Annotated in this window: 20 protein-coding genes and 1 tRNA gene; 7 read left to right on the forward strand and 14 right to left on the reverse strand. The window is 58.8% G+C overall.

Annotated elements, in window-relative coordinates:
• Positions 1-39: 39 nt before the first annotated feature.
• A complete protein-coding gene (locus tag Q0O99_RS13480) occupies positions 40-936 on the reverse strand; it encodes a DMT family transporter (protein WP_293752383.1) in 897 nt (298 codons plus the stop codon).
• Positions 933-1787 carry a 3',5'-nucleoside bisphosphate phosphatase gene (locus Q0O99_RS13485; protein ID WP_293752423.1) on the reverse strand — a complete coding sequence of 285 codons (855 nt, stop codon included), beginning with the start codon at positions 1785-1787 and terminating at the stop codon, positions 933-935. Before Q0O99_RS13485 ends, Q0O99_RS13480 begins: the two co-directional genes overlap by 4 nt.
• 152 nt (positions 1788-1939) lie before the next feature.
• Here Q0O99_RS13485 and Q0O99_RS13490 point away from each other — a divergent pair, with 152 nt between their 5' ends.
• Entirely contained in the window at positions 1940-2188 is a 249-nt protein-coding gene (locus Q0O99_RS13490; RefSeq protein ID WP_293752385.1) for a YfhL family 4Fe-4S dicluster ferredoxin, read from the forward strand.
• Positions 2189-2198: 10 nt separating this feature from the next.
• On the opposite strand, the gene pth is transcribed toward Q0O99_RS13490, so the two are convergent.
• The 7 genes from pth to Q0O99_RS13525 form a co-directional block, all read right to left on the reverse strand.
• On the reverse strand, positions 2199-2843 hold the full coding sequence (gene pth, locus Q0O99_RS13495) for an aminoacyl-tRNA hydrolase (RefSeq protein WP_293752387.1): 645 nt from the start codon (positions 2841-2843) through the stop codon (positions 2199-2201).
• A gap of 113 nt (positions 2844-2956) precedes the next feature.
• Positions 2957-3583 carry a 50S ribosomal protein L25/general stress protein Ctc gene (locus Q0O99_RS13500; RefSeq protein WP_293752389.1) on the reverse strand — a complete coding sequence of 209 codons (627 nt, stop codon included), beginning with the start codon at positions 3581-3583 and terminating at the stop codon, positions 2957-2959.
• Positions 3584-3682: 99 nt separating this feature from the next.
• The gene (locus Q0O99_RS13505; protein ID WP_293752391.1) at positions 3683-4660 is read right to left on the reverse strand and encodes a ribose-phosphate pyrophosphokinase; all 978 of its coding nucleotides are present in this window, start codon (positions 4658-4660) and stop codon (positions 3683-3685) included.
• Positions 4661-4701: 41 nt separating this feature from the next.
• Positions 4702-4778: transfer RNA gene (locus tag Q0O99_RS13510), tRNA-Gln, on the reverse strand.
• Positions 4779-4812: 34 nt separating this feature from the next.
• Complete coding sequence (gene ispE / locus Q0O99_RS13515; protein ID WP_293752393.1) at positions 4813-5658, reverse strand: 4-(cytidine 5'-diphospho)-2-C-methyl-D-erythritol kinase; 846 nt, start codon at positions 5656-5658, stop codon at positions 4813-4815.
• A 45-nt stretch (positions 5659-5703) separates the two neighbouring features.
• Positions 5704-6225 carry an outer membrane lipoprotein LolB gene (locus Q0O99_RS13520; RefSeq protein ID WP_293752395.1) on the reverse strand — a complete coding sequence of 174 codons (522 nt, stop codon included), beginning with the start codon at positions 6223-6225 and terminating at the stop codon, positions 5704-5706.
• Positions 6222-7967: a tetratricopeptide repeat protein gene (locus Q0O99_RS13525; protein WP_293752397.1), complete on the reverse strand. Its 1746-nt coding sequence runs from the start codon at positions 7965-7967 to the stop codon at positions 6222-6224. Before Q0O99_RS13525 ends, Q0O99_RS13520 begins: the two co-directional genes overlap by 4 nt.
• 70 nt (positions 7968-8037) lie before the next feature.
• On the opposite strand from Q0O99_RS13525, the gene mutM reads away from it, so the two are divergent.
• From mutM to Q0O99_RS13540, 3 genes are all read left to right on the forward strand, one after another.
• Complete coding sequence (gene mutM / locus Q0O99_RS13530) at positions 8038-8853, forward strand: bifunctional DNA-formamidopyrimidine glycosylase/DNA-(apurinic or apyrimidinic site) lyase (RefSeq protein WP_293752399.1); 816 nt, start codon at positions 8038-8040, stop codon at positions 8851-8853.
• Positions 8838-9878 (forward strand): A/G-specific adenine glycosylase, encoded by a 1041-nt coding sequence (mutY, locus tag Q0O99_RS13535; protein ID WP_293752401.1) that lies wholly within the window; start codon positions 8838-8840, stop codon positions 9876-9878. Before mutM ends, mutY begins: the two co-directional genes overlap by 16 nt.
• Before the next feature lie 91 nt (positions 9879-9969).
• The gene (locus Q0O99_RS13540) at positions 9970-10983 is read left to right on the forward strand and encodes an MBL fold metallo-hydrolase (RefSeq protein WP_293752403.1); all 1014 of its coding nucleotides are present in this window, start codon (positions 9970-9972) and stop codon (positions 10981-10983) included.
• A gap of 27 nt (positions 10984-11010) precedes the next feature.
• On the opposite strand, the gene Q0O99_RS13545 is transcribed toward Q0O99_RS13540, so the two are convergent.
• Both Q0O99_RS13545 and Q0O99_RS13550 read right to left on the reverse strand, forming a co-directional pair.
• Positions 11011-11862 (reverse strand): DUF6279 family lipoprotein, encoded by an 852-nt coding sequence (locus tag Q0O99_RS13545; RefSeq protein WP_293752405.1) that lies wholly within the window; start codon positions 11860-11862, stop codon positions 11011-11013.
• Positions 11859-12332: a proprotein convertase P-domain-containing protein gene (locus Q0O99_RS13550; protein WP_293752407.1), complete on the reverse strand. Its 474-nt coding sequence runs from the start codon at positions 12330-12332 to the stop codon at positions 11859-11861. Before Q0O99_RS13550 ends, Q0O99_RS13545 begins: the two co-directional genes overlap by 4 nt.
• A gap of 224 nt (positions 12333-12556) precedes the next feature.
• Between Q0O99_RS13550 and glmU the strand changes: the two genes are divergently transcribed.
• A complete protein-coding gene (gene glmU, locus Q0O99_RS13555) occupies positions 12557-13960 on the forward strand; it encodes a bifunctional UDP-N-acetylglucosamine diphosphorylase/glucosamine-1-phosphate N-acetyltransferase GlmU (RefSeq protein ID WP_293752425.1) in 1404 nt (467 codons plus the stop codon).
• A gap of 21 nt (positions 13961-13981) precedes the next feature.
• Here the strand turns inward: glmU and Q0O99_RS13560 are convergent, their stop codons facing one another.
• Positions 13982-14794, reverse strand: a complete 813-nt coding sequence (locus tag Q0O99_RS13560; RefSeq protein WP_293752409.1) for an SDR family oxidoreductase — start codon at positions 14792-14794, stop codon at positions 13982-13984.
• A 90-nt stretch (positions 14795-14884) separates the two neighbouring features.
• On the reverse strand, positions 14885-15370 hold the full coding sequence (locus tag Q0O99_RS13565) for an Lrp/AsnC family transcriptional regulator (RefSeq protein ID WP_293752411.1): 486 nt from the start codon (positions 15368-15370) through the stop codon (positions 14885-14887).
• 148 nt (positions 15371-15518) lie between these two features.
• On the opposite strand from Q0O99_RS13565, the gene glmS reads away from it, so the two are divergent.
• Complete coding sequence (gene glmS / locus Q0O99_RS13570) at positions 15519-17381, forward strand: glutamine--fructose-6-phosphate transaminase (isomerizing) (RefSeq protein ID WP_293752413.1); 1863 nt, start codon at positions 15519-15521, stop codon at positions 17379-17381.
• Between the two features lie 391 nt (positions 17382-17772).
• On the opposite strand, the gene Q0O99_RS13575 is transcribed toward glmS, so the two are convergent.
• Positions 17773-18207: a hypothetical protein gene (locus Q0O99_RS13575; RefSeq protein ID WP_293752415.1), complete on the reverse strand. Its 435-nt coding sequence runs from the start codon at positions 18205-18207 to the stop codon at positions 17773-17775.
• Between the two features lie 426 nt (positions 18208-18633).
• On the opposite strand from Q0O99_RS13575, the gene Q0O99_RS13580 reads away from it, so the two are divergent.
• Positions 18634-19986, forward strand: a complete 1353-nt coding sequence (locus tag Q0O99_RS13580) for a J domain-containing protein (RefSeq protein WP_293752417.1) — start codon at positions 18634-18636, stop codon at positions 19984-19986.
• The last annotated feature ends 28 nt before the right edge of the window (positions 19987-20014 follow it).

Genomic DNA, 20014 nt, shown 5'->3' on the forward strand with positions numbered 1-20014 from the left:
ACAGAAGAGGCCAAAACCCCGCAATGCAAGAGCGAAGACTCAGGATTGTGCTGCCTGGATGGCGACGCGGTTCTCTCGCAGCGTGAGCCAAGCCCCCAAAGCCCCACACAGTGCGACCAGGCCCATGCCTGCAAAAGTCCATTGGTCGGGCAGGTGGTTAAACACCACCCAGCCGCCCAGCACGGCAAAACCAATCTGGCTGTACATGTAGGGCGTGAGGGTGGCTGCCGGGGCGCGGCCGTAGGCCAGAATCAACAGAAAGTGCCCAATCGAGGCGAGCAGGCCCATCAAGAGCAATTGGAGCCAGACGGTCCAGTCGCTGGGCATTTCCCAGACAAAAGGCAGCATGAGGGTGGCCAAGGCCGTGCCGATCCAGCCGGTGTAAAAGTGGGTGGTGATGGGGTCTTCGGTTTTGGACATTTTGCTGGTCAGCAGCTGAAATGCAGAGTTGGTACCTACCAACATCAGGGGCAAGAGCACAGTCCAGTCAAAATGCTGGCTGCCGGGACGGATGATGATCAGAGTGCCGATGAAGCCGCCCAGCACCAGCAACCAGCGCAGCGGGCGAATTCTTTCTTTGAGCATCCAGGCCGCCAGCAAGGTGATGACCAAGGGAGCCAGCAGCGTGATGGCGGTGAATTCGCCCACAGGCATGTACTTGAGGCTCAAAAAGGCCAGGATGCTGCAGGCAAACAGCAGCAGGCCTCGCGCCAATTGAAAGCGCGGGTGCTGGGTGCGCAAGATTTGGCGGCCACGACCTGGCAAGACGACAACCGTAGTGATGACGGCCTGAATGGCGTAGCGAAACCACAGCGCTACCAGCACCGACAGGCCCGCGCTGACATGCCGGGTGGTGGTGTCCAGCGTGGCAAAGCACGCGGTGGCCAGAACGGCAAAACCGATGCCGTGCAGCGCAGTGGCCTTGACCGAATTCACTGAACGCGGTCAGTCAGCAGTTCCCAAACAGGGGTCAGTTGGCCCGGCAAGAAGGGCAGGGTACCCAAGTCGATGCGGCTTTCGTCGGGGCTGTGAAAGTCACTGCCACGAGAGGCGGCCAAGTTGAATTCGAGTGCGGTTTCTGCGTAGCGCACTGCTTCAGGAGACGAGTGGCTCCCGGTGATGACTTCGACGCCGCGCCCACCGTGCGCTTTGAATTCACTGAACAGGGCGTACTCCTCGTTGGGACTGAAGCCGTAGCGCGCCGGGTGGGCGATGATGGCCATGCCGCCGGCATCGGTGATCCATTGCACCGCTTCCTGCAGGCGTGCCCAGCGGTGCGGCACGAAGCCGGGTTTGCCCTCGGTCAGGTATTTGCGAAACACTTCCGAGGTGTCGCTGCACACGCCTGTGTCGACCAGGTGCCGCGCAAAGTGGGTGCGTGAAATCAATTCAGGGTTGCCAACATAGCGCAGCGCGCCCTCGTAGCAGTTGAGGATGCCGACTTTGGCCAGGCCATCCGACATTTCCTGGGCGCGTTCACTGCGGCCGCCTCGGGTGCGGCGCAGGCCTGCCACCAAAGCGCTGTTGTGCGCGTCGAAACCCAGGCCCACAATGTGCACCGTCTGGTGGGCAAAGGTGACCGAAATTTCAGTGCCTGTGAGGTAGGGCAGACCTTGCGCTCGGGCAGCGGCCAAGGCGCGCTCCTGACCGCCCACCTCGTCGTGATCGGTCAGCGCCCACAGTTCCACGCCGTTGGTTTTGGCGCGTTCGGCAAGGGCTTCGGGGGTGAGGGTGCCGTCAGAGATGACGGAGTGGCAGTGCAGGTCGGCGTTCATCATGCCTTCCATTTTAGGCGCATGCTGCCGGGACGGTGCAGCTTGTGGGGTCATTGGGGATGCGAGGCCCAGGGGTCTGTAACAGCCCTGCACTTTCTCGGGCTCGGACCTGTGGCCGATAATCCGGGCATGACCCCGATGCAGACCTTTGCGGAGCCCCAGCCATGGCACTGATGATCACCGACGAATGCATCAACTGCGATGTGTGTGAGCCCGAATGCCCGAATCAGGCGATTTATCTGGGTGAAGAAATTTACGAAATCGATCCGTCCAAATGCACAGAATGCGTGGGTCATTTTGACGAGCCGCAATGTGTGCAGGTCTGCCCCGTGGCTTGTATTCCAATCAACCCGCAGCACGCAGAAAACCAAGAGTCGCTCTGGGCCAAATACCGACGGCTGCAGGGGCAGTGAGGCATAAGCTTCAGCGCTGCTCACCGGGTTCGGTCGTGGGTGCGGGTTCTGCTTTGGGCGGCCTGGGTGGTTTGGGCCTGGGGGGCTTGCTGGTATGAATTTTCACCATCGCTTTTTCCATCTCCCCCGTCAACAAAAGCGGCAAAGCCAACACCGCGCGGTGGATGCTGTCGTCGATGGCTTTGCGGTGCTCCAGCATCGGCTTCTTTAAAACCCAGCTGACCACTTCGGCCTTGTCGCCCGGGTGGCCCACGCCAATGCGCAGCCGCCAATAGTCGGCCGTGCCCAGTTGGGCATGGATGTCGCGCAGGCCGTTGTGGCCAGCGTGGCTGCCACCGAGTTTGAGTTTGGCCTCGCCCGGCACGATGTCGAGTTCGTCGTGTGCCACCAGAATCTCTTGCGGTTGGATTTTGAAGAACCTGGCCAGGGCGCTCACCGACTTGCCTGACAGGTTCATGTAGGTCTGCGGTTCCAGCAACCAAATGGTCTGGCCGCCAACCGTGGTGCGGGCCACCAGGCCGTGGTAGCTGCGCTCCGGCACCAACGAGACCTTGAGTTCGCGGGCGATGGCATCGATCCACCAAAAACCGGCGTTGTGCCGGGTGTCTTCGTATTCGTTGCCCGGGTTGCCCAGGCCGACAAGCAGTTTGATCATGGTGCGAGATTATCCTTGCTGCGGGCTACGCAGCGGCCACGCATGGGCACAAAGCAAAAGGCCCGCTTGCGCGGGCCTTGAAAGAGCAGGGCTTGAAAGCCCGAGCCAGAAGATTACTTCTTGCCTTTGCCCTTGCCTTTGGCTTCCACAGGAGCGGCCACGGGGGCTGCCACAACTTCTTCTACAGGCGCTACCACGGACACGAGGACCGGGTTTTTCTTGCCGTGGGTGACGGCCTTGCAGCCTGCAGGCAAGGTGATGTCGTTCAGATGCAAAGACACACCCTTGGTCAGGCCCTTCAGGTCCACCGCGATGAATTCGGGCAGGTTGGCGGGCAGGCAAGCGACTTCGATCTCAGTGGCCACATGGGTGATCGTGCACTTGTCGGTTTTGACCGCTTCAGACTCGTCTTGGCCACTGAAGTGCAATGGCACTTTCATGTGCAAAGTGGTGTTGGCGTCGACGCGCTGGAAGTCGATGTGTTGCACCAATTGTTTGTAGGGGTGCATTTGGTAGTCACGCAGCAACACTTTGCTGGACTGACCGTTGAATTCCATGTCCAGAATCGAAGCGTGGAAGGCTTCCTTTTTCAGGGCGTGCCACAAAGCGTTGTGGTCCAGCTCGATAAGTTGGGGCGCCGATGTGGAACCGTAAACGATGCCAGGTGTGCGACCGGAATTGCGGAGACGGCGGCTCGCACCCGTACCCTGCTTGGCGCGCTCAAAAGCGACGAATTTCATACATTTCTCCTTATGGGGTCCACCGCGACCAGTGCGACCCTGACTCAAAAAAGCCAGCCAGTCCATCAGGACGGCTGGCCGCTAAAGGCCTCTTTCCGATCAGGTTTGATCGGAAAAAAGGCTCATCACCGACTCGCCATGGGCAATCCGGTTGATCGTTTCGGCGATCAGCGGAGCCACGGAGAGTTGGCGAATCTTGGTGCACGCTGCGGCTTCTGACGTCAGCGGTATGGTGTTGGTGACCACGACTTCGTCGAGTGCTTCGCCCTTGGCGATGCGTTCGATGGCCGGACCCGAAAAGATCGGGTGTGTGCAATAGGCGTAAACTTTTTTGGCGCCGCGCTCTTTGAGCACTTCGGCGGCTTTGACCAAGGTGCCTGCGGTGTCGATCATGTCGTCCATGATCACGCAGTTGCGGCCTTCGATCTCGCCAATCACGTGCATGACTTCAGACACATTGGCTTTGGGGCGGCGTTTGTCGATGATGGCCAGGTCGCAACCGAGTTGCTTGGCCAGTGCGCGAGCGCGCACGACGCCGCCCACATCAGGGGAGACGACAATCAGGTCTTCGTAATTTTTCTGGCGCAGATCACCCAGTAGCACGGGGGACGCGTAAATGTTGTCGACCGGGATGTCAAAAAAGCCTTGAATTTGGTCAGCGTGCAAGTCCATGGTCAGGACGCGGTCCACACCCACAGCCTGCAGCATGTTGGCCACCACCTTGGCAGAGATCGGCACACGGGTCGAGCGTGGGCGACGGTCTTGGCGGGCGTAACCGAAATAAGGGATGACGGCACTGATGCGACCAGCCGATGCGCGTTTGAACGCGTCGACCATGATCAGCAGTTCCATCAGGTTTTCGTTGGTCGGTGCGCAGGTGGACTGAACCACAAACACTTCACGAGCACGGACGTTTTGCTTGAGTTCGACGGTGACTTCGCCGTCCGAGAAGCGGCCCACATCGACGGCACCGAGTTGTGTGCCCAGGCATTTGGCAATTTCGGCGGCCAACACGGGATTGGCATTGCCGGTGAACAGCATGAATTCTGGGGGGAGTGAAGCAGGCTGCATGGGCATTCCAGCGATCAGATAAAGGGGCCTGTACGAATGAACGTATTTGGCAGGGGAAGAAGGACTCGAACCTTCGCATGCTGGAATCAAAATCCAGTGCCTTAACCAACTTGGCGACTCCCCTACACGGGTTGACCACTGAAACAGCGATCGACCGATCAACTATCGCTGGATGCCCAAGCTTGCAAGGGATGAGCTTCCAAATTACTGCAAAGCCGGGCCAGAAAGAGGTCAGGGACCGTAACTTTCGTGGTGCTGTCCATGCAATGGGCAAACACGGCACTGCCGGAACCCGTCATTCTGGATTTGAGACCGGCTTGGTTGAGGGCTTGAAGGGCTTGCTCAACACCGGGGCACAAAGCCTGTGCAACGGATTGCAGGTCATTCTGACCGAAGTCATATGTCTCTGCAGCGAAGTTCGACATTGTAGCAGCGTTTGTGTCGCGTTTGAGGTCTGGGTGGGCAAAAATTTGAGAGGTATCGATGCCTTGGGGCGGCTTGACCACCCAAAACTGGGCGGCGGGCAGTTCGATGGGGGTGATTTTTTCTCCCACGCCTTCGACCCAGGCGTTGTGCCCGCGCAGGAAAAATGGCACGTCTGCGCCCAGTTGAAGTCCCAACTTTTCCAACGTGGGCAGTTTGATTTTCAAACCCCACAAGCGGTTGAGTGCCAGCAGGCAAGTGGCCGCATCGGAGGAGCCGCCGCCCATGCCCGCTTGCGCGGGGATTTGTTTTTCAACAGCAATGTGCACGCCATCGGTGCAGCCGGTGTGGTTCTGCAGCAGCTGCGCTGCGCGGGTGATCAGGTCCTGGGCGGGCAGGGCGAGGGTGAGGTCTTCGCGGCTGATGGCACCACCGGGCCGCTTTTCAAAATGAAGCGTGTCGCACCAGTCGATCAGCATGAAGACCGATTGCAGTTCATGGTACCCATCGGGGCGACGGCCCGTGACGTGCAAAAACAAATTCAGTTTGGCCGGTGCAGGCACATCGTGCAGCGATTTCATAGAGGGATTATCGCCAGGCTTGCGGTACCCGAAAAAAAGGCCAGCTCAGCGGTCCAGCGCGATCCGCAGCACCGCACCGGGGCTGGGTTCGCGCCGCTCTGCGCGGATGCGGCCTTGGGCGTGAGCCGACAAGTCGACTTGCCAGCCGGGCGCCTCGGCGGGGCGGCCCGCCAACCACTCGAACAAGGCCGCTATGGGCAGTTCCGTGCCCGTCAGGCGAGCCCCCAGCCTTTGCAGACTCGGGCTGTCCACTTGTTGCTGGCCTTGCGCCAGGCGTGCGCCTTGGGGCGTCCACTCCAAGCGGGCCAGAGTGGTGCCGATGGGGCTGAGCAAGACCATCTCACCGACCAGGGCCGAGCCTTGCAGTTCAAAACCTGCACTCAGCGATTCCGGGGGGTCCTTGAGCACCTGGATGGCCATGCGCCCGGACCAGTAGGCCTTGTCGTCCACCGGGATCATTCGGGGGGAGGCGCAGCCCGCGGCCAGCAAGGTGCAGGACATGGCCAGAGCCAAAACCCGTCGCCGACCGTCGCAGTGGGACTCTTTGGCGAGTGCGCAGGATTTCATGGCTTGAATTCGAAGCGCTTCAAGGTTTCGACCAAGGTGTCGTTGTCGGCTTTGAGCAGCAAACCTTCGCGCCAGATCGCCCCGGCTTCCTGACGCTGCCCCATGACCCACAGCACTTCACCCAGATGGGCTGCAATTTCTGCGTCAGGGCGGGTTTTGTAGGCTGCCTGCAATATTTTGAGTGCCTCGGCATATTGGCCTTGGCGAAACGCGACCCAGCCCAGGCTGTCCTGAATGTAGGCATCTTCGGGGGCCAGCTGCAGGGCCTGCGTGATCAGTTGGCGGGCTTCAACGAGACGGATGTTGCGATCGGCCAGGGAGTAACCCAGGGCGTTGAAGGCCTGGGGATCTTCGGGTTTGAGTTTGATGAGGTCGCGCAGCAAGCTTTCCATTTCGTCAAAGCGTTTGAGCTTTTCGTTGACCAAGGCCATCTCCGACATCAAGTCGGTGTTTTGCGGCTGTGCAATCAGGGCTTGCTTGACCATGGTGTGTGCCTCGTCCAATTGCTTGTTGTCCCGCAACCACATCGACTGCACCAGAATTTTGCGCGTGGCCTGCTCGGCATTGGTGGTTTTGATTTGTGCAAGCACCTGCCGTGCTTCTTCCTTGCGCCCTTGCTGTGTGAGCAAGTCGGCGCGGCGACTGGCCAGCTTGATGGGGTCGGCGCCCGGCGGCACCTGGGCCAGCCATTGCGCGGCTTGAGGCAGTTGACCTTGGCGCTGCGCCATTTGGGCCAACGCCATCAAGGCCTCGGACAAACCGTTTGGCGTTTCTTTGTCCTGACTGGCTTGGGCCAGTTCCACGTGCTTGCGCAGTTTTTCTTCAGCCCGGGCCAGCTGGCCAGTTTCCTGCAGCAGCAAACCATGCACCAGCCAGCCATCGGCGAAGGCGGGGTGCTCTGCGTTCAGGCGGGCGAGCTGGCGCAAGGCTTCGGCCTGCTGGGATTGGGAGATGAGGTGCCTTGCATAGCCCATTCTCAATTCAGGCTGCACCGGGCCTTGCATGGCTTGGGCCAACAAGGGCTTCATCTCGGCCGGTGCTGCACTGGCCAAGCTCAGTGCCAGGATCAGGGGCCCAGGGGCCGATGCATCGGCCGTGCGTCCCTGGCGCGTGGCTTCAACCGCCAGCGCCAATTGCCCAGCTTCGCGCCGCATGCGCCCCACGGTGGTCCAGGCAGCAGCGGCGGTGCTGCTTTGTTTCAAGGCCGCAGCCAGAGCTTTTTCGACCGTGTCGGCGGCGGCTTTTTTGTCTTGCACCCGGGCAAACACGCGGGGCACGGACGCAATGGCTGCATTTTGTTCGGCAGCAGGCAGCTCCCGGATCGAGACGCTCAGGGTTTGCCCTGCTTCGTCCACCCGGTTCAGGGCCAGCAAAATTTGCAACAGGTAACGGTTGGCTTCTGTAGCCCCGGGGATGGCGCTCTTCCAAGCCTGGGCCGCTTGCAAAGCCGATTCGCCAGAGCGTGATTGCAAGGCCAGGTCAACGGCGCGTTGGAACAGTGCCGGATCGCGGGTTTTGCGTGCAGCATCCAGGATGAAGGAAAACCCACTGCCCGGCGAGCCGCTTCGCACGTTCAATTCGCCCAACAGCAATTGGTAAAACAAAGCTGCATCCAGTGCGGATTGAGGCACAGGGGCTTTGTCGGCAGTGGGGGGTTGGGTGGCTTGGGCTGGCGTGGCCGGTTGCGCCCAAGCGCTCCAGACGCAAGAGGAGATGAGGGCAAGTCGAAACCAGAATTTCATGGCTTCATCATAATCCAGCCACCCCCTCGCGCGAACCGCGCGGCCCAAGCCCCTTTTTGCGCCAGAGCCCATGCCCGAACTCCCCGAAGTTGAAGTGACCCGACGCAGTTTTGCCGACCGCATCGCCTCGGCCCACATTTTGTCGCTGTACCTGGGAAAGCCCCTGCGCTGGCCGCTGGGCGTGCCTGCAGCCAGCCTGGTGGGGCGGCAAATCTGGGGCGTGCGCAGGCGCGGCAAATACCTGCTGCTGGACCTGGACCAAGGTCTGCTGCTGGTGCATTTGGGCATGTCGGGCAGCCTGAACTTCGCCCCTGAACAGCCTGAAGCTGGCCCGCACGACCACATGGATTTGGTGACCGACCGGGGCGTGTTGCGCCTGCACGACCCTCGTCGCTTCGGGGCGGTGGTTTGGGCGCCGTCCGAAGACTCTGCCCAAGCGCAAAAGTTGCTGGGGCGGCTGGGTGTGGAGCCCTTGGGCGGCCAGTTCGATGTGACGGCCTTTGCCAGGGCCCTTAAAAAACGCCAGTCGGCCATCAAACAGATTTTGCTGGCGGGGGGTGAGGTGGTGGGCGTGGGCAATATTTACGCCTCAGAGGCCTTGTTCATGGCGGGCATTCGTCCCACGACCAAAGCTTCGCGTCTGACCCAACCCCGGGTGGCCCGGCTGCATGCGGCCATCATTCAGGTGCTGAACCGCGCGGTGGAGCAGGGGGGCAGCTCGCTCAAGGATTTTGTGAGCGCCGAAGGTCGCACCGGTTACTTTCAGCTGGAAGCCGCGGTGTACGGTCGTGCGGGCGAGCCTTGCCGGGTATGCACCACAAGCATCAAGTCCATGCTGCAAGGCCAGCGCACCACTTTTTACTGCCCCACATGCCAGAAACCGTGATGACTTTGCCCGAAGGGTTTGCCCGCCGCATGGTCGATTGGCAGCGCCGGCACGGCCGCCAAAGCCTGCCCTGGCAAAACACCCAGGACCCTTACCGCGTGTGGCTGTCCGAGATCATGCTGCAGCAAACCCAGGTGAGCACGGTGCTGGACTACTTTCCCCGGTTCTTGACGCGCTTTCCCGATGTGGCTTGCCTCGCGGCTGCGCCGCAAGACGATGTGCTGGCGCTGTGGAGCGGCCTGGGTTATTACAGCCGCGCACGCAACCTGCACAAATGCGCCCAGGAGGTGATGGGGCGTTTTGGCGGGGCTTTTCCGCGCCGCGCCGAAGACCTGCAAACCTTGCCCGGCATTGGCCGATCCACCGCAGCGGCCATCGCGGCCTTTTGCTTTCAGGAGCGGGCCGCCATCTTGGACGGTAATGTTAAGCGCGTGTTGACCCGTGTGCTGGGCTATGGTGAGGATCTGGCGCTGGCCAAAAACGAAAAGGCTTTGTGGGCCTTGGCACAGGACCTATTGCCCAAGCAGGCGGTTGACATGCCACCTTACACCCAAGCCCTGATGGATTTGGGGGCCACCGTGTGTTTGCCGCGCAAGACCCAGTGTGAGGCTTGTCCTGTGAGCGCAGGGTGTCAGGCCAAAGCGCGGGGTGAGCCGCTGGCCTATCCCGTCAAAACCCGCAAACTCAAGCGCAGCAGCGCCACGTTGTGGCTGCTCTGGGCGGTCAATGCGCGAGGCCAGGTGTGGTTGCAAAAGCGGCCAGACACAGGCATTTGGGCCGGCTTGTTCAGTTTGCCGGTGTTTGAATCGGAAGCCCATTTGCTGGCTGCTTGGACACAGGGCGGGGAGCCGCGATACATCGCGTCCTGGAAGCATGTGCTCACGCACCTCGATCTGCACCTGCACCCGGTTCACATGCTGGGGTCTGAACAGTTACCCCCGGTTTGTGATGGACAGTGGGTGGATGCCCAGGTCTGGCCAAATTTGGGTTTGCCCGCACCCATTCGGGCCTTGCTGGGTTCTTGAAAGCAAACTCAGCGCGGGCTCTGAAATTCAACAATCCGTAATGCATTTCGTTTAGGTAAAATCGCTTTATTCATTGACCGGAGAAATTTCCATGTCCAAAGCACCCACCAAAACCCCAACCAAGGCTTTTGCCAGCCAGGCCGACCTGACCGAAAAGAAGATCACTTTCGAGCAACTCAGCCCACACTGCTGGGCCTACACCGCCGAGGGTGACCCCAACTCGGGCGTGATCATCGGGGACCGCTTCATCATGGTCAGCGACGCCACCGCCACCCCGGCCATGGCGCAAGACCTGATCAAGAAGATCCGCACCGTCAGCGACTTGCCCATCAAGTACGTGCTGCTGACCCACTACCACGCGGTGCGCGTGCTGGGTGCCTACGCCTACGCCGCCGAAGGTGCGACCGAGATCATCGCCAGCGAAGGCACTTTGGACTTGATCAAGGAGCGCGGCGCGCAAGACATGAAAAGCGAGATGGAGCGTTTTCCGCGCCTGTTCCGCGGCGCGGACAGCGTGCCCGGCCTGACCTGGCCCACCATGGTGGTCGGCGGCGGCAACCCCAACAAAGGCGAAGTGCCCGGCAAGCTGAGCATCAACCTGGGCGGCGTGGTGGTGCAAATCTGGCATCCGGGCCCAGGCCACACGCGTGGGGACACGATTGCCTGGGTGGAAGAAGAAAAAGTATTGTTCTCGGGCGACCTGGTCGAGTACGAAGCCGGTGTGTACACGGGCGACGCCCAGCTCGAAGAGTGGCCTGCCACCCTTGAAGCGCTGCGCGCCCTGAAGGCCGAGTTCATCGTGCCTGGCCGCGGCGAAGCCATGAAGGGCAACGCCAACGTGAACAAGGCGCTGGACTACACGAAGCGCTGGGTCGAGACCCTCTACAAAGCAGGCAAGGAAGCCGTGGCCGGCAAGATGGACCTGAAAGCCGCCATGGCCCACACCCGCCAAAGCATGGACCCGGTCTTTGGCCATGTGTTCATCTACGAGCACTGCCTGCCGTTTGACGTGACACGTGCCTACGACGAAGCCAGCGGCATCAAGAACCCCCGCATCTGGACCGCCGAGCGCGACATGGAGATGTGGAAGGCGCTGCAAAGCTGACAGCAAAGAGGGCCCCGAGGCGGTGCTTCAAGGCTTGATCAAGTCCCGCAAATCACGTTCGTAGGCGCGCATGCGGCGTGTGGCGCGCTGGCGCTGCTCGGAGCTGGTGGTGTTGTGCAGTTGGGTGAGGTTGTTGCAGGCCTGCAGAGACATGGCTTGCATCAAGGCAGCACCCGCGGCATCTGGCGGCTTAAGCCAGCGCTGCCAAACGCCCCACAACTCGGCTTCAGTTTGGGCCGCTGTCATTTGGTTTTGTGTCACTCTTTGTAAAGTGGCCAGCAGGTCCCTTTGGCGACGCTGGCGGTCTCGACGGCCCCACTCGGCAGTCCACTGTGACTGCGCCAATTGGGATTTGATCAAGCTGGTTTGTTCGGCACTGAGGCTGCCATAAAAATCGCTGTAGCGACCCGTCACGCGTTCCACACGGCGCTCGATGCGCGCTTGTTCATCGCCACGCAGCCAGTCTTTTTCCCATTCTTCGTTTTTGCTGTCCCACTGGCGTGCCAGGTGGCTAAGTTGGCGTGGCCCCAGCATCATGGCCACTGGTGCGGCTTGGTGTACGGCCTCGCGCATCAGACGGTCGAGCCGGGTTTGCACTTCGGTAAAGGCGCTGCACACCTGGGTGCTCTCCAAGGTGCCCTGACTCCACAAGGCCGATCGCTGCAAAAAGTCGGCGTAACTGGTCAACTCTTCTCGGCGGTGCCATTGGTGCAGTTGTTCCAGCGCCTCTTTTGCGCGCACCGACTGTTCGCTGTTGAACGAGATGGCGCTGTCCAGCCACCAATACGACAGCGTAGGCAGCTGTTGGTAGCCCAGCTTGATGGCGCTGCAGCCTTGCAGCAGGAGCAAGCCAAATAAGCAAATGAGCGTGCGGATCATCTGTTGCCAGTAAGCTGAATTGACCAACCTACAAAGTACCCAATGTTGTTTTGTGTGTTGTCGGTGTCAGTGATTGAAAACTTCCACGACCCATTGGTCTGGTTGATTGAGGCTGCAGGGACGGAGAAAGTCCTCAGAGTTCCGCTGGTCAAACAGGAAGGCGATGTATTTACTGGGGTCAGGGCGACGCTGATTTCGGTGTTGTCAGGTTGAATCAGTTTTGCAGTCAACTCGTTCAGTACCACGTCTTTCAGGCATAAATCCACAGTCACAGAGGAAAGTGTGGTGATGTTGCATTGGGAAATGGGTTGCGGCTCGGCGATTGCCGTCAAGTTGATGGGTCTACCGCTGGTGATTCCGTCAGCGTATTTCGGTATAAAACCGCAGGACACTTGGTTGGGTGGCGGGTTTGGAGTGGCATCGCTGCCCCCACCCCCGCACCCGGCCATAAAACAAGTCATACCGAGCATGGCCACAGTCCAAAGGGGTGATCTCATTCAGGGCTCCGTAAGGTGTTTCTGGTGACTGGGTTCAAGTGAAGAAAGTGGGCATCTACATGAACAATTGTCCATGCATTGTGAAGCCCTTCTTCTGAGGGGGCTCAAGCACAGCAGGATCGTTGCACAGTCTGGCGATAATCGCACTTTCTATGCTGCGTCGATCAGCAGTCTGCTTTAGAAAGATGCCCATGAGTATGAGTACCCCCCACCCCATCGACGTCGTCATCATGGCTGCCGGCAAAGGCACCCGCATGAAAAGCCGTCTGCCCAAGGTTCTGCAACGCCTGGCCGGGGTGCCGCTGGTGCAGCATGTGCTGAACACAGCGGCGCAACTCAATGCACGTTCGGCTGTGGTCATCACGGGCCATGGTGCCGACCAGGTGGAGCCTCTGGTGCTGGCCCCGGGCCAGCTGCTGGCGGTGCAATGCGTGCGCCAGGAGCCGCAGTTGGGCACCGGCCATGCCGTGCAACAAGCCGTGCCCTTGCTGCCCGACGATGGGGTGGTGGTGGTCTTGTCGGGCGATGTGCCGTTGACCCAGGCGGACACGTTGCAAGCGCTGATCGACCAATGCGGCGGCCAACACCTGGCGCTGCTGACCATCGACATGGCCGACCCCACGGGCTACGGCCGCATCGTGCGCGAGGGCGCCCAGGTGCAAGCCATCGTCGAGCACAAAGACGCCAGCGATGTGCAGCGCCAGATCAGCGAGGTGTACAGCGGCATCATGGCCGTGCCCGCCCGCCTGCTCAAAATCTGGCTGGGCCTCATCGACAACCAAAACGTGCAGGGTGAGTACTACCTAACTGACGTGGTCAAACTGGCTGTGGCTGAAGGTGTGCCCGTGGTAGGGCACAAGATCGCCGATGCGCTGCAAGTGGCGGGCATCAACAGCCCGGTGCAACTGGCCGAGCTGGAGTGCGCTCACCAACATCGCCTAGCGATCCAATTCATGGAGCAAGGCGTGCGATTGAAAGACCCGGCCCGTTTTGATGTGCGTGGCCAGCTGGTCTGTGCCCAAGACGTCGAGATCGACGTGAACTGCATTTTTGAAGGCCAAGTTTCATTGGGTGAAGGCGTGAAGATCGGTGCCAACTGCGTCATTGCCAACTGCACCATTGCCGCAGGCGCGGTGATTTACCCCTTCACCCACATCGACGGCGAAAAACTCGGTGTGTCGGTAGGCGAGGGTGCACTCATTGGCCCCTTTGCCCGCCTGCGCCCCGGTGCGCAGTTGGGGCCCGAAGTGCACATCGGCAATTTTGTCGAGGTCAAAAACTCAACGATGGCCAAGGGTGCCAAGGCCAACCACCTGGCCTATTTGGGCGACGCCTCCGTGGGCGAGCGGGTTAACTACGGTGCGGGCAGCATCACCGCCAATTACGACGGGGCCAACAAGCACCGCACCGTGATCGAGGCCGATGTGCACATCGGCAGCAACTGCGTCTTGGTGGCTCCGGTCACCATCGGTGCAGGCGGCACCGTGGGCGGCGGCTCGACCATCACCAAGAGCACCGAGCCAGGTAGCCTGAGCGTGGCGCGCGGCAAGCAGGTCAGCATCCCGAACTGGGCGCGGCCAGAGAAGCAGCCCAAAGCCTAGGGGCCTGCTCAGCGGCGCTGTTCATCGCGTTGTATCGGATTTTTTCAGGGCAGCCCAGGCCATGCGGTCTACCCGACTTGGGGCGAGTAACTTGAGCCAGCGACCGAGATGTGCGATGGGGCTCATGAGCACATCGCGCTGGCGTCGCTCGGTGCCTTGCAAGATTTTTTGCACGCACTCGTCGACGGGCATGGCTTTGTCTTCGCTCAGGCCGCTGGAGCCTGCAGGCTGGCCCAGGGCATTGAAGCCACGGCGGCGGATGTCGGTGGCCACCACGCCGGGGTAGGCAATCGTCACCGACACCCCATCGCTCATCAATTCGGTGCGCAGCGCCTCCATGAAGCCATTCATCGCAAATTTGCTGGTGCAGTAAGCCGTGCGACCGGGTACGCCCACCAAGCCCGCCAACGACGAAACCGCCACGATGCGGCCTCGTGCGGCTTTGAGGTGCGGCAGCGCGGCATGCGTGCACCAAATGGTGCCCCACAGGTTCACACGCATCAGCTCTTCGTACCAGTCCAGGTGTGCGGCGTCCACCTCATGGAGCAAGGCGTGTGCAGAAATACCAGCGTTGTTGATCAGCGTGTCGATCCGGCCGAATTGCTGCACGGTCTGTGCGATCAGGGCTTCGCAGTCTGCACGCACGCTGACGTCGCTGGGCAAGCACATCACCTGCGCCCCGTGTTGGCGGCACACATGGGCTACCGCGTCGAGCTTGGCCGCTTGGCGGGCGGCCAGAACCAGCGCCACGGAGGCACCTTTTGTGCGGGCCAGCTGGGTGGCCATTTCGGCCCCAATGCCTTCAGATGCGCCCGTGATGATGATCACATTCATGCCAGTTTTCCTTGTGGTGGGCTTGCCGAAGATGTGCATGCTCAGCTTGCCCGGAGATTCTTTCACACCTGTGCTGTTCGCCTGTGACACTCACGGCAACACCGGCCAAGCCGTCGTGAACTTGGCCCGTTTGGTGGCAAAAAACGCCTTCACATTGCGCACATTGGCGTCTTGTGTGAACAGTGTTTGGCTGATCGCCAAATAGTGCGGCATATCGCGGGCCTGCACAACCAGCATGAAGTCGGGGCCGGGCGACACCCGCCAGCACTGCTGCACCGCATCGTGCGCCACGGCGCGGGCCTCAAAGGCGTCCAGGTGTTCGCTGCCTTGTCGGTCCAGAGAGACTTCGATCAATGCGCTCAAGCCGTGGCCTAGGCTGGCGGCCAGTTTGTCGGTGCTCAGCACGGCCACCTGGCGCTCAATCCAGCCCCCCCCGGTCAGCCGTTTGACGCGGCGAAGGCAGGTCGGTGGCGACACGTTCACCCTCTCGGCCAGTGCCACATTGCTGATGCTGGCATCGCGCTGCAGGGCGTCAAGCAGTTGCAGGTCGATGGCGTCGAGTTCGTTGTATTCCATAAATCGAATTTTATTGAAATTTAATTTCAATATTCGATTTGGAAGAAATTTTTAAGCCAAATAGCGTTAAATATTGATCTGAAATTTTTGGATTGCAGGCCTAATATCGCACCAATTTTGTGAAAACACCCCATTCAGGAGCTTCAACATGTGTGGCATCGTCGGCGCAGTCTCTTCCCGCAACATCGTTCCCATCCTCGTGCAAGGCCTGCAACGGCTCGAATACCGGGGCTATGACTCCTGCGGCGTGGCCGTGCACGCAGCCAGCTTGAACGGTGGCACGGGCGGCCTGCAACGTGCCCGCAGCACCTCGCGTGTGGCTGAACTCATGGACCAGGTCACCGCCGACCACATCGCAGGCGGCACCGGCATTGCCCACACCCGTTGGGCCACACACGGCGCGCCTGCCGTGCACAACGCGCACCCGCACTTTAGCCACGGCACCGGCGCAGCCGACACCAAGCCTGGCAAAGTGGCGCTGGTGCACAACGGCATCATCGAAAACCACGAAGAGCTGCGCGCCGCCCTGCAAGCCAAGGGCTATGTGTTTTTGAGCCAGACCGACACCGAGGTCATCTCGCACTTGGTCGACAGCGTGTACGAGGGCGACCTGTTTGAAGCCGTCAAAACCGCCACCCGCCAGCTGCACGGCGCGTACGCGATTGCCGTGTTCCACAAAGACGAGCCGCAGCGCGTGATCGGTGCGCGTGCGGGCTCGCCGCTGATTCTGGGTGTGGGCCAAGGCGAAACCTTTTTGGCCAGCGACGCGATGGCATTGGCCGGCGTGACCGACCAGATCGTGTACCTGGAAGAGGGCGACGTGGTCGACATTCAGTTGGGCAAATACTGGGTGGTGGACCGCGATCACAAGGCCGTGACCCGCGCCGTGAAAACCGTGCACGCCCACAGCGGCGCGGCCGAGCTGGGGCCGTACCGCCATTACATGCAAAAGGAAATCTTCGAGCAGCCCCGCGCCATTGCCGACACGCTCGAAGGCGTCGAAGGCATCACGCCCGAGCTGTTTGGCGACGGCGCGTACAGCACCTTCAAGGCCATCGACAGTGTGCTGATCCTGGCCTGCGGCACCAGTTACTACAGCGGCTGCGTGGCCAAGTACTGGATCGAAGCGATCGCCAAAGTGCCTTGCCAGGTCGAGATTGCCAGCGAATACCGCTACCGCGAATCGGTGCCCAACCCCAACACACTCATCGTCACCATCACCCAAAGCGGCGAGACTGCCGATACCCTTGCCGCGCTGCGCCACGCGCAAAGTCTGGGCATGACGCACACGCTGACCATTTGCAACGTGACCACCAGCGCCATGGTGCGCGAGTGCAAACACGCTTATGTGACGCGTGCCGGGGTCGAGATCGGCGTGGCCTCCACCAAAGCTTTCACCACGCAGCTGGCAGGCTTGTTCTTGCTCACGCTGGCGCTGGCGCAGACCAAGGGGCGCCTCAGCGACGAAGAAGAAGCCGGGCACATCAAGGCCATGCGCCACCTGCCCGCCGCGCTGCAGGCCGTGCTGGCGCTGGAGCCGCAGATCATCGCCTGGGCGCAAGAATTTGCCAGCAAAGAAAACGCGCTGTTCTTGGGCCGGGGTACGCACTATCCGATCGCGCTGGAAGGCGCGCTCAAGCTCAAAGAGATCACCTACATCCACGCCGAAGCCTATTCTGCGGGCGAGCTGAAACACGGCCCGCTGGCCCTGGTGACCAGCGCCATGCCCGTGGTGACGGTGGCCCCCAACGACCAATTGCTGGAAAAGCTCAAGAGCAATATGCAGGAAGTGCGGGCGCGCGGCGGCGTGCTCTATGTGCTGGCCGACGGCGACACGAAGATCGAAAGCAGCGAAGGCGTCAACGTGATCCGCATGCCCGAGCACTACGGCGTGCTTTCACCCATCTTGCATGTGGTGCCGCTGCAGCTGCTGAGTTACCACACGGCTTGTGCGCGGGGGACGGACGTGGACAAGCCACGTAATCTGGCGAAGAGCGTGACGGTGGAGTAATTTCCTTTTGACCTTTTTCGGGGTCAAAGTCCAGCCGTCCGCATGCCTTTGTGTTCAAGTTCGGATTGAAACCAAGGCGCTGTCGTGGGTGTATCTTGACCCTGCTCATCAAGCTCTAATAGACCGCATCCTGAGGCTTCACCAAGACGGTATGAATTGCCGCCAGATTGGAGACCACCTGAATGAGTTGGGGGTGACCTCTTGGGGCGGGAAACGGTTCTATCCGGAACTGGTGTTTGGAGTGGTCAGGAAGGCTAGGATCAAGGCTGAACGGATATCTGATGCTTTGATGGAGGTACAGTGTGAACTTGTTTCAAATTGATTTGCCAGATGCGAAACTTTGCAAATCGATCAAGAAATTTGAAGCATTAGAGACCTGTTGGATCGCTGGTTAACTTGCTAAAAATGCACGCCTGACACGCCACAAAAAGTAGCAAAATAAGAAGCTAGCAAGCGCACCAGACAAGCCCAATGCCGCACTGACCACATCGCCTTCAACTCTGTATTCGTGTAAACCCAAGGCAGCGAACAAAAGAAGGAAAAAAGCCCCTCCGAGAAATGCTGTAACTAGATAGAGCTGGACAACGCTCAACATCAATCGCCGAGCCATCGACGGCACAGGGATGGATTTCTGTTTTAGATATATCGATACAACAGTGGGCAACAAAGCAAGAAAATACGCCGTCAATTTGATGTGGTCGGGGTAAGGAATGTTGCCCCATCGTTCGTATGCGTACATCGACCAGCGAATGTCTTCAACAACCAACGAAACTATCATCAGAACAGAAGCCCCAATCAAAAAAGTGTGTAAGGTTATGCGTTTCATATTTTGAGTCGTACAGGGCAATCTCAAAGGACTTGAGGCTTCTGTTTTCGTTGGAAGCCTCGCTTGATAAAATAAATTGGCATTCCCTGTCCAAGGACTACGGGAAGTAGCCCTAGCCCCGCCACGATTGGTAAATCTTTAGACGAGGCTCTAAAAATAGCTGTGATGTAGCCATCTCCATGAGAATCTTCAAGGGTTCCACCGCCATTCAACAAAATGCTGTCAAATTCTGGTTAAAAAACCGCACCCAGGTCATACAACCAATACCGCTTATTTTGAGTAGTTAGCACGCCAAGACCGAGAACGAAATCAAAAAAATCATCAAAGTCTCACGTCGAACCAAAAACCCTAATTTTCACATCACCGGTAATAAATTCAAGCGTTCCACTTACACATTACCTTAAGATTGAGAAAAAAAGGACATTGATGAGTACAAACGATTCGCTTGGTTTTTACAGCACTCTCGGTGTGACGCAGCAAGCTTCCCAGTCAGAAATCAAGGCGGCGTACCGTACCAAGGCAATGGAGTTTCATCCTGACAGGAACCCTGACAGAGATACGACCTCAGAGTTCCAAGCCCTACAGGCAGCGTACGACGTACTCTCTAACGAGAAACTGCGCCAGCAATATGATGCAGACAGTTCCATCCCCTCAAGTTCCACTAGTGATGACGAAGGCAGATATAGGCCGCTCGACCCAATTTATTGCTCTAAATGCAGCTCGGTCTCGGCGCAACCCCGATACAAGGTTTTTTACTCCGTCTACGGGTACATTTTTGGGGCTTATAAGAAGCCACATCAAGGTATTTTTTGTTCGAAATGCGAAATCAAAGAAGGACTTAAGGCATCTGCTTTAACTATGGTTGCTGGCTGGTGGAGTATTGCAGGCTTTCTGTGGACCATACAGACGCTGATTCAGAACCTTGTAGGCGGTAGGTTTAGCGAACAAAATGCCCGACTGCAGGGCTATCAAGCTATGTATTTCGCCCAAATCGGCAAGCTTGATCTTGCCAGAGCTATTGCGGTTGAAGCCTTGAAACTGGCTCAAAAAGCGACAAAAGAAAACGGGAAAAGTTTCTCCTTCAAGAAGAACCTTGGTTATGAAACTCCAGATCCACTCAAAGAATTACGAGACTCGCTAACAAAGTTTATTGACTCACTCTCAGAGGACACAAAGCTTGTTGAACTCAAGAACAAAAATGAGATTTTCAACAAACGATTCGCCTATCAGCTCCTTCTTCTGGTCTCCTTTGCAGGGCTAATTTCTGGTGAGCTCTATCGACAAGAACTAGAGACTCAAGAGAAGGAACGCATACGCCTTGAACAACAGGGAATTGAAAGAGAAAGAGCTGCTGCAATCGCTGCGCAGCAGCAAGAGGAACTGAGGAAATCTGAGCTACCCCTTCCTAGAAGTGGACTGTTTCGAGGCTTCAGTCCCGTCAATGCACCTCCATTAAAAGTAACCAATTCGCCAGGAGCGAATACGCTAATGAAGCTCATCCGCACTTCCGACGGTGCAGAGGTAATGAGCATCTTCATTAGGGCAGGTCAAACGGTAGAGCTTGGCGTCCCCGTTGGCAGCTATACAGCAAAAATCGCCTCTGGACAGACTTGGTATGGGGACTCCATTAGATTCGGTCCCACCACGAGCTATGCAACGCTCGATACCGTTCTTCACTTCTCTATTCAAGGTTCTCAGCTGCTGGGGAACGAACTTACCCTAACTCAGATCAAAGACGGAAATCTGCGACAAGTTCCGCTTAATGCAAATGAATTTTGAAGCTAGTAATAGCTACATAAAAAGTATT

It is taken from the genome of Limnohabitans sp. Rim8, from assembly GCF_945901735.1.
In the GTDB taxonomy this organism is placed as follows: domain Bacteria; phylum Pseudomonadota; class Gammaproteobacteria; order Burkholderiales; family Burkholderiaceae_C; genus Limnohabitans_A.

Coding starts and splice junctions, on each gene's coding strand:
- Q0O99_RS13485 (WP_293752423.1), bottom strand. CDS start 1,787: ATGGAAGGCATGATGAACGCCGACCTGCACTGCCACTCCGTCATCTCT.
- Q0O99_RS13490 (WP_293752385.1), top strand. CDS start 1,940: ATGGCACTGATGATCACCGACGAATGCATCAACTGCGATGTGTGTGAG.
- pth (WP_293752387.1), bottom strand. CDS start 2,843: ATGATCAAACTGCTTGTCGGCCTGGGCAACCCGGGCAACGAATACGAA.
- Q0O99_RS13500 (WP_293752389.1), bottom strand. CDS start 3,583: ATGAAATTCGTCGCTTTTGAGCGCGCCAAGCAGGGTACGGGTGCGAGC.
- Q0O99_RS13505 (WP_293752391.1), bottom strand. CDS start 4,660: ATGCCCATGCAGCCTGCTTCACTCCCCCCAGAATTCATGCTGTTCACC.
- ispE (WP_293752393.1), bottom strand. CDS start 5,658: ATGAAATCGCTGCACGATGTGCCTGCACCGGCCAAACTGAATTTGTTT.
- Q0O99_RS13520 (WP_293752395.1), bottom strand. CDS start 6,225: ATGAAATCCTGCGCACTCGCCAAAGAGTCCCACTGCGACGGTCGGCGA.
- Q0O99_RS13525 (WP_293752397.1), bottom strand. CDS start 7,967: ATGAAATTCTGGTTTCGACTTGCCCTCATCTCCTCTTGCGTCTGGAGC.
- mutM (WP_293752399.1), top strand. CDS start 8,038: ATGCCCGAACTCCCCGAAGTTGAAGTGACCCGACGCAGTTTTGCCGAC.
- mutY (WP_293752401.1), top strand. CDS start 8,838: ATGCCAGAAACCGTGATGACTTTGCCCGAAGGGTTTGCCCGCCGCATG.
- Q0O99_RS13540 (WP_293752403.1), top strand. CDS start 9,970: ATGTCCAAAGCACCCACCAAAACCCCAACCAAGGCTTTTGCCAGCCAG.
- Q0O99_RS13545 (WP_293752405.1), bottom strand. CDS start 11,862: ATGATCCGCACGCTCATTTGCTTATTTGGCTTGCTCCTGCTGCAAGGC.
- Q0O99_RS13550 (WP_293752407.1), bottom strand. CDS start 12,332: ATGCTCGGTATGACTTGTTTTATGGCCGGGTGCGGGGGTGGGGGCAGC.
- glmU (WP_293752425.1), top strand. CDS start 12,557: ATGAGTACCCCCCACCCCATCGACGTCGTCATCATGGCTGCCGGCAAA.
- Q0O99_RS13560 (WP_293752409.1), bottom strand. CDS start 14,794: ATGAATGTGATCATCATCACGGGCGCATCTGAAGGCATTGGGGCCGAA.
- Q0O99_RS13565 (WP_293752411.1), bottom strand. CDS start 15,370: ATGGAATACAACGAACTCGACGCCATCGACCTGCAACTGCTTGACGCC.
- glmS (WP_293752413.1), top strand. CDS start 15,519: ATGTGTGGCATCGTCGGCGCAGTCTCTTCCCGCAACATCGTTCCCATC.
- Q0O99_RS13575 (WP_293752415.1), bottom strand. CDS start 18,207: ATGAAACGCATAACCTTACACACTTTTTTGATTGGGGCTTCTGTTCTG.
- Q0O99_RS13580 (WP_293752417.1), top strand. CDS start 18,634: ATGAGTACAAACGATTCGCTTGGTTTTTACAGCACTCTCGGTGTGACG.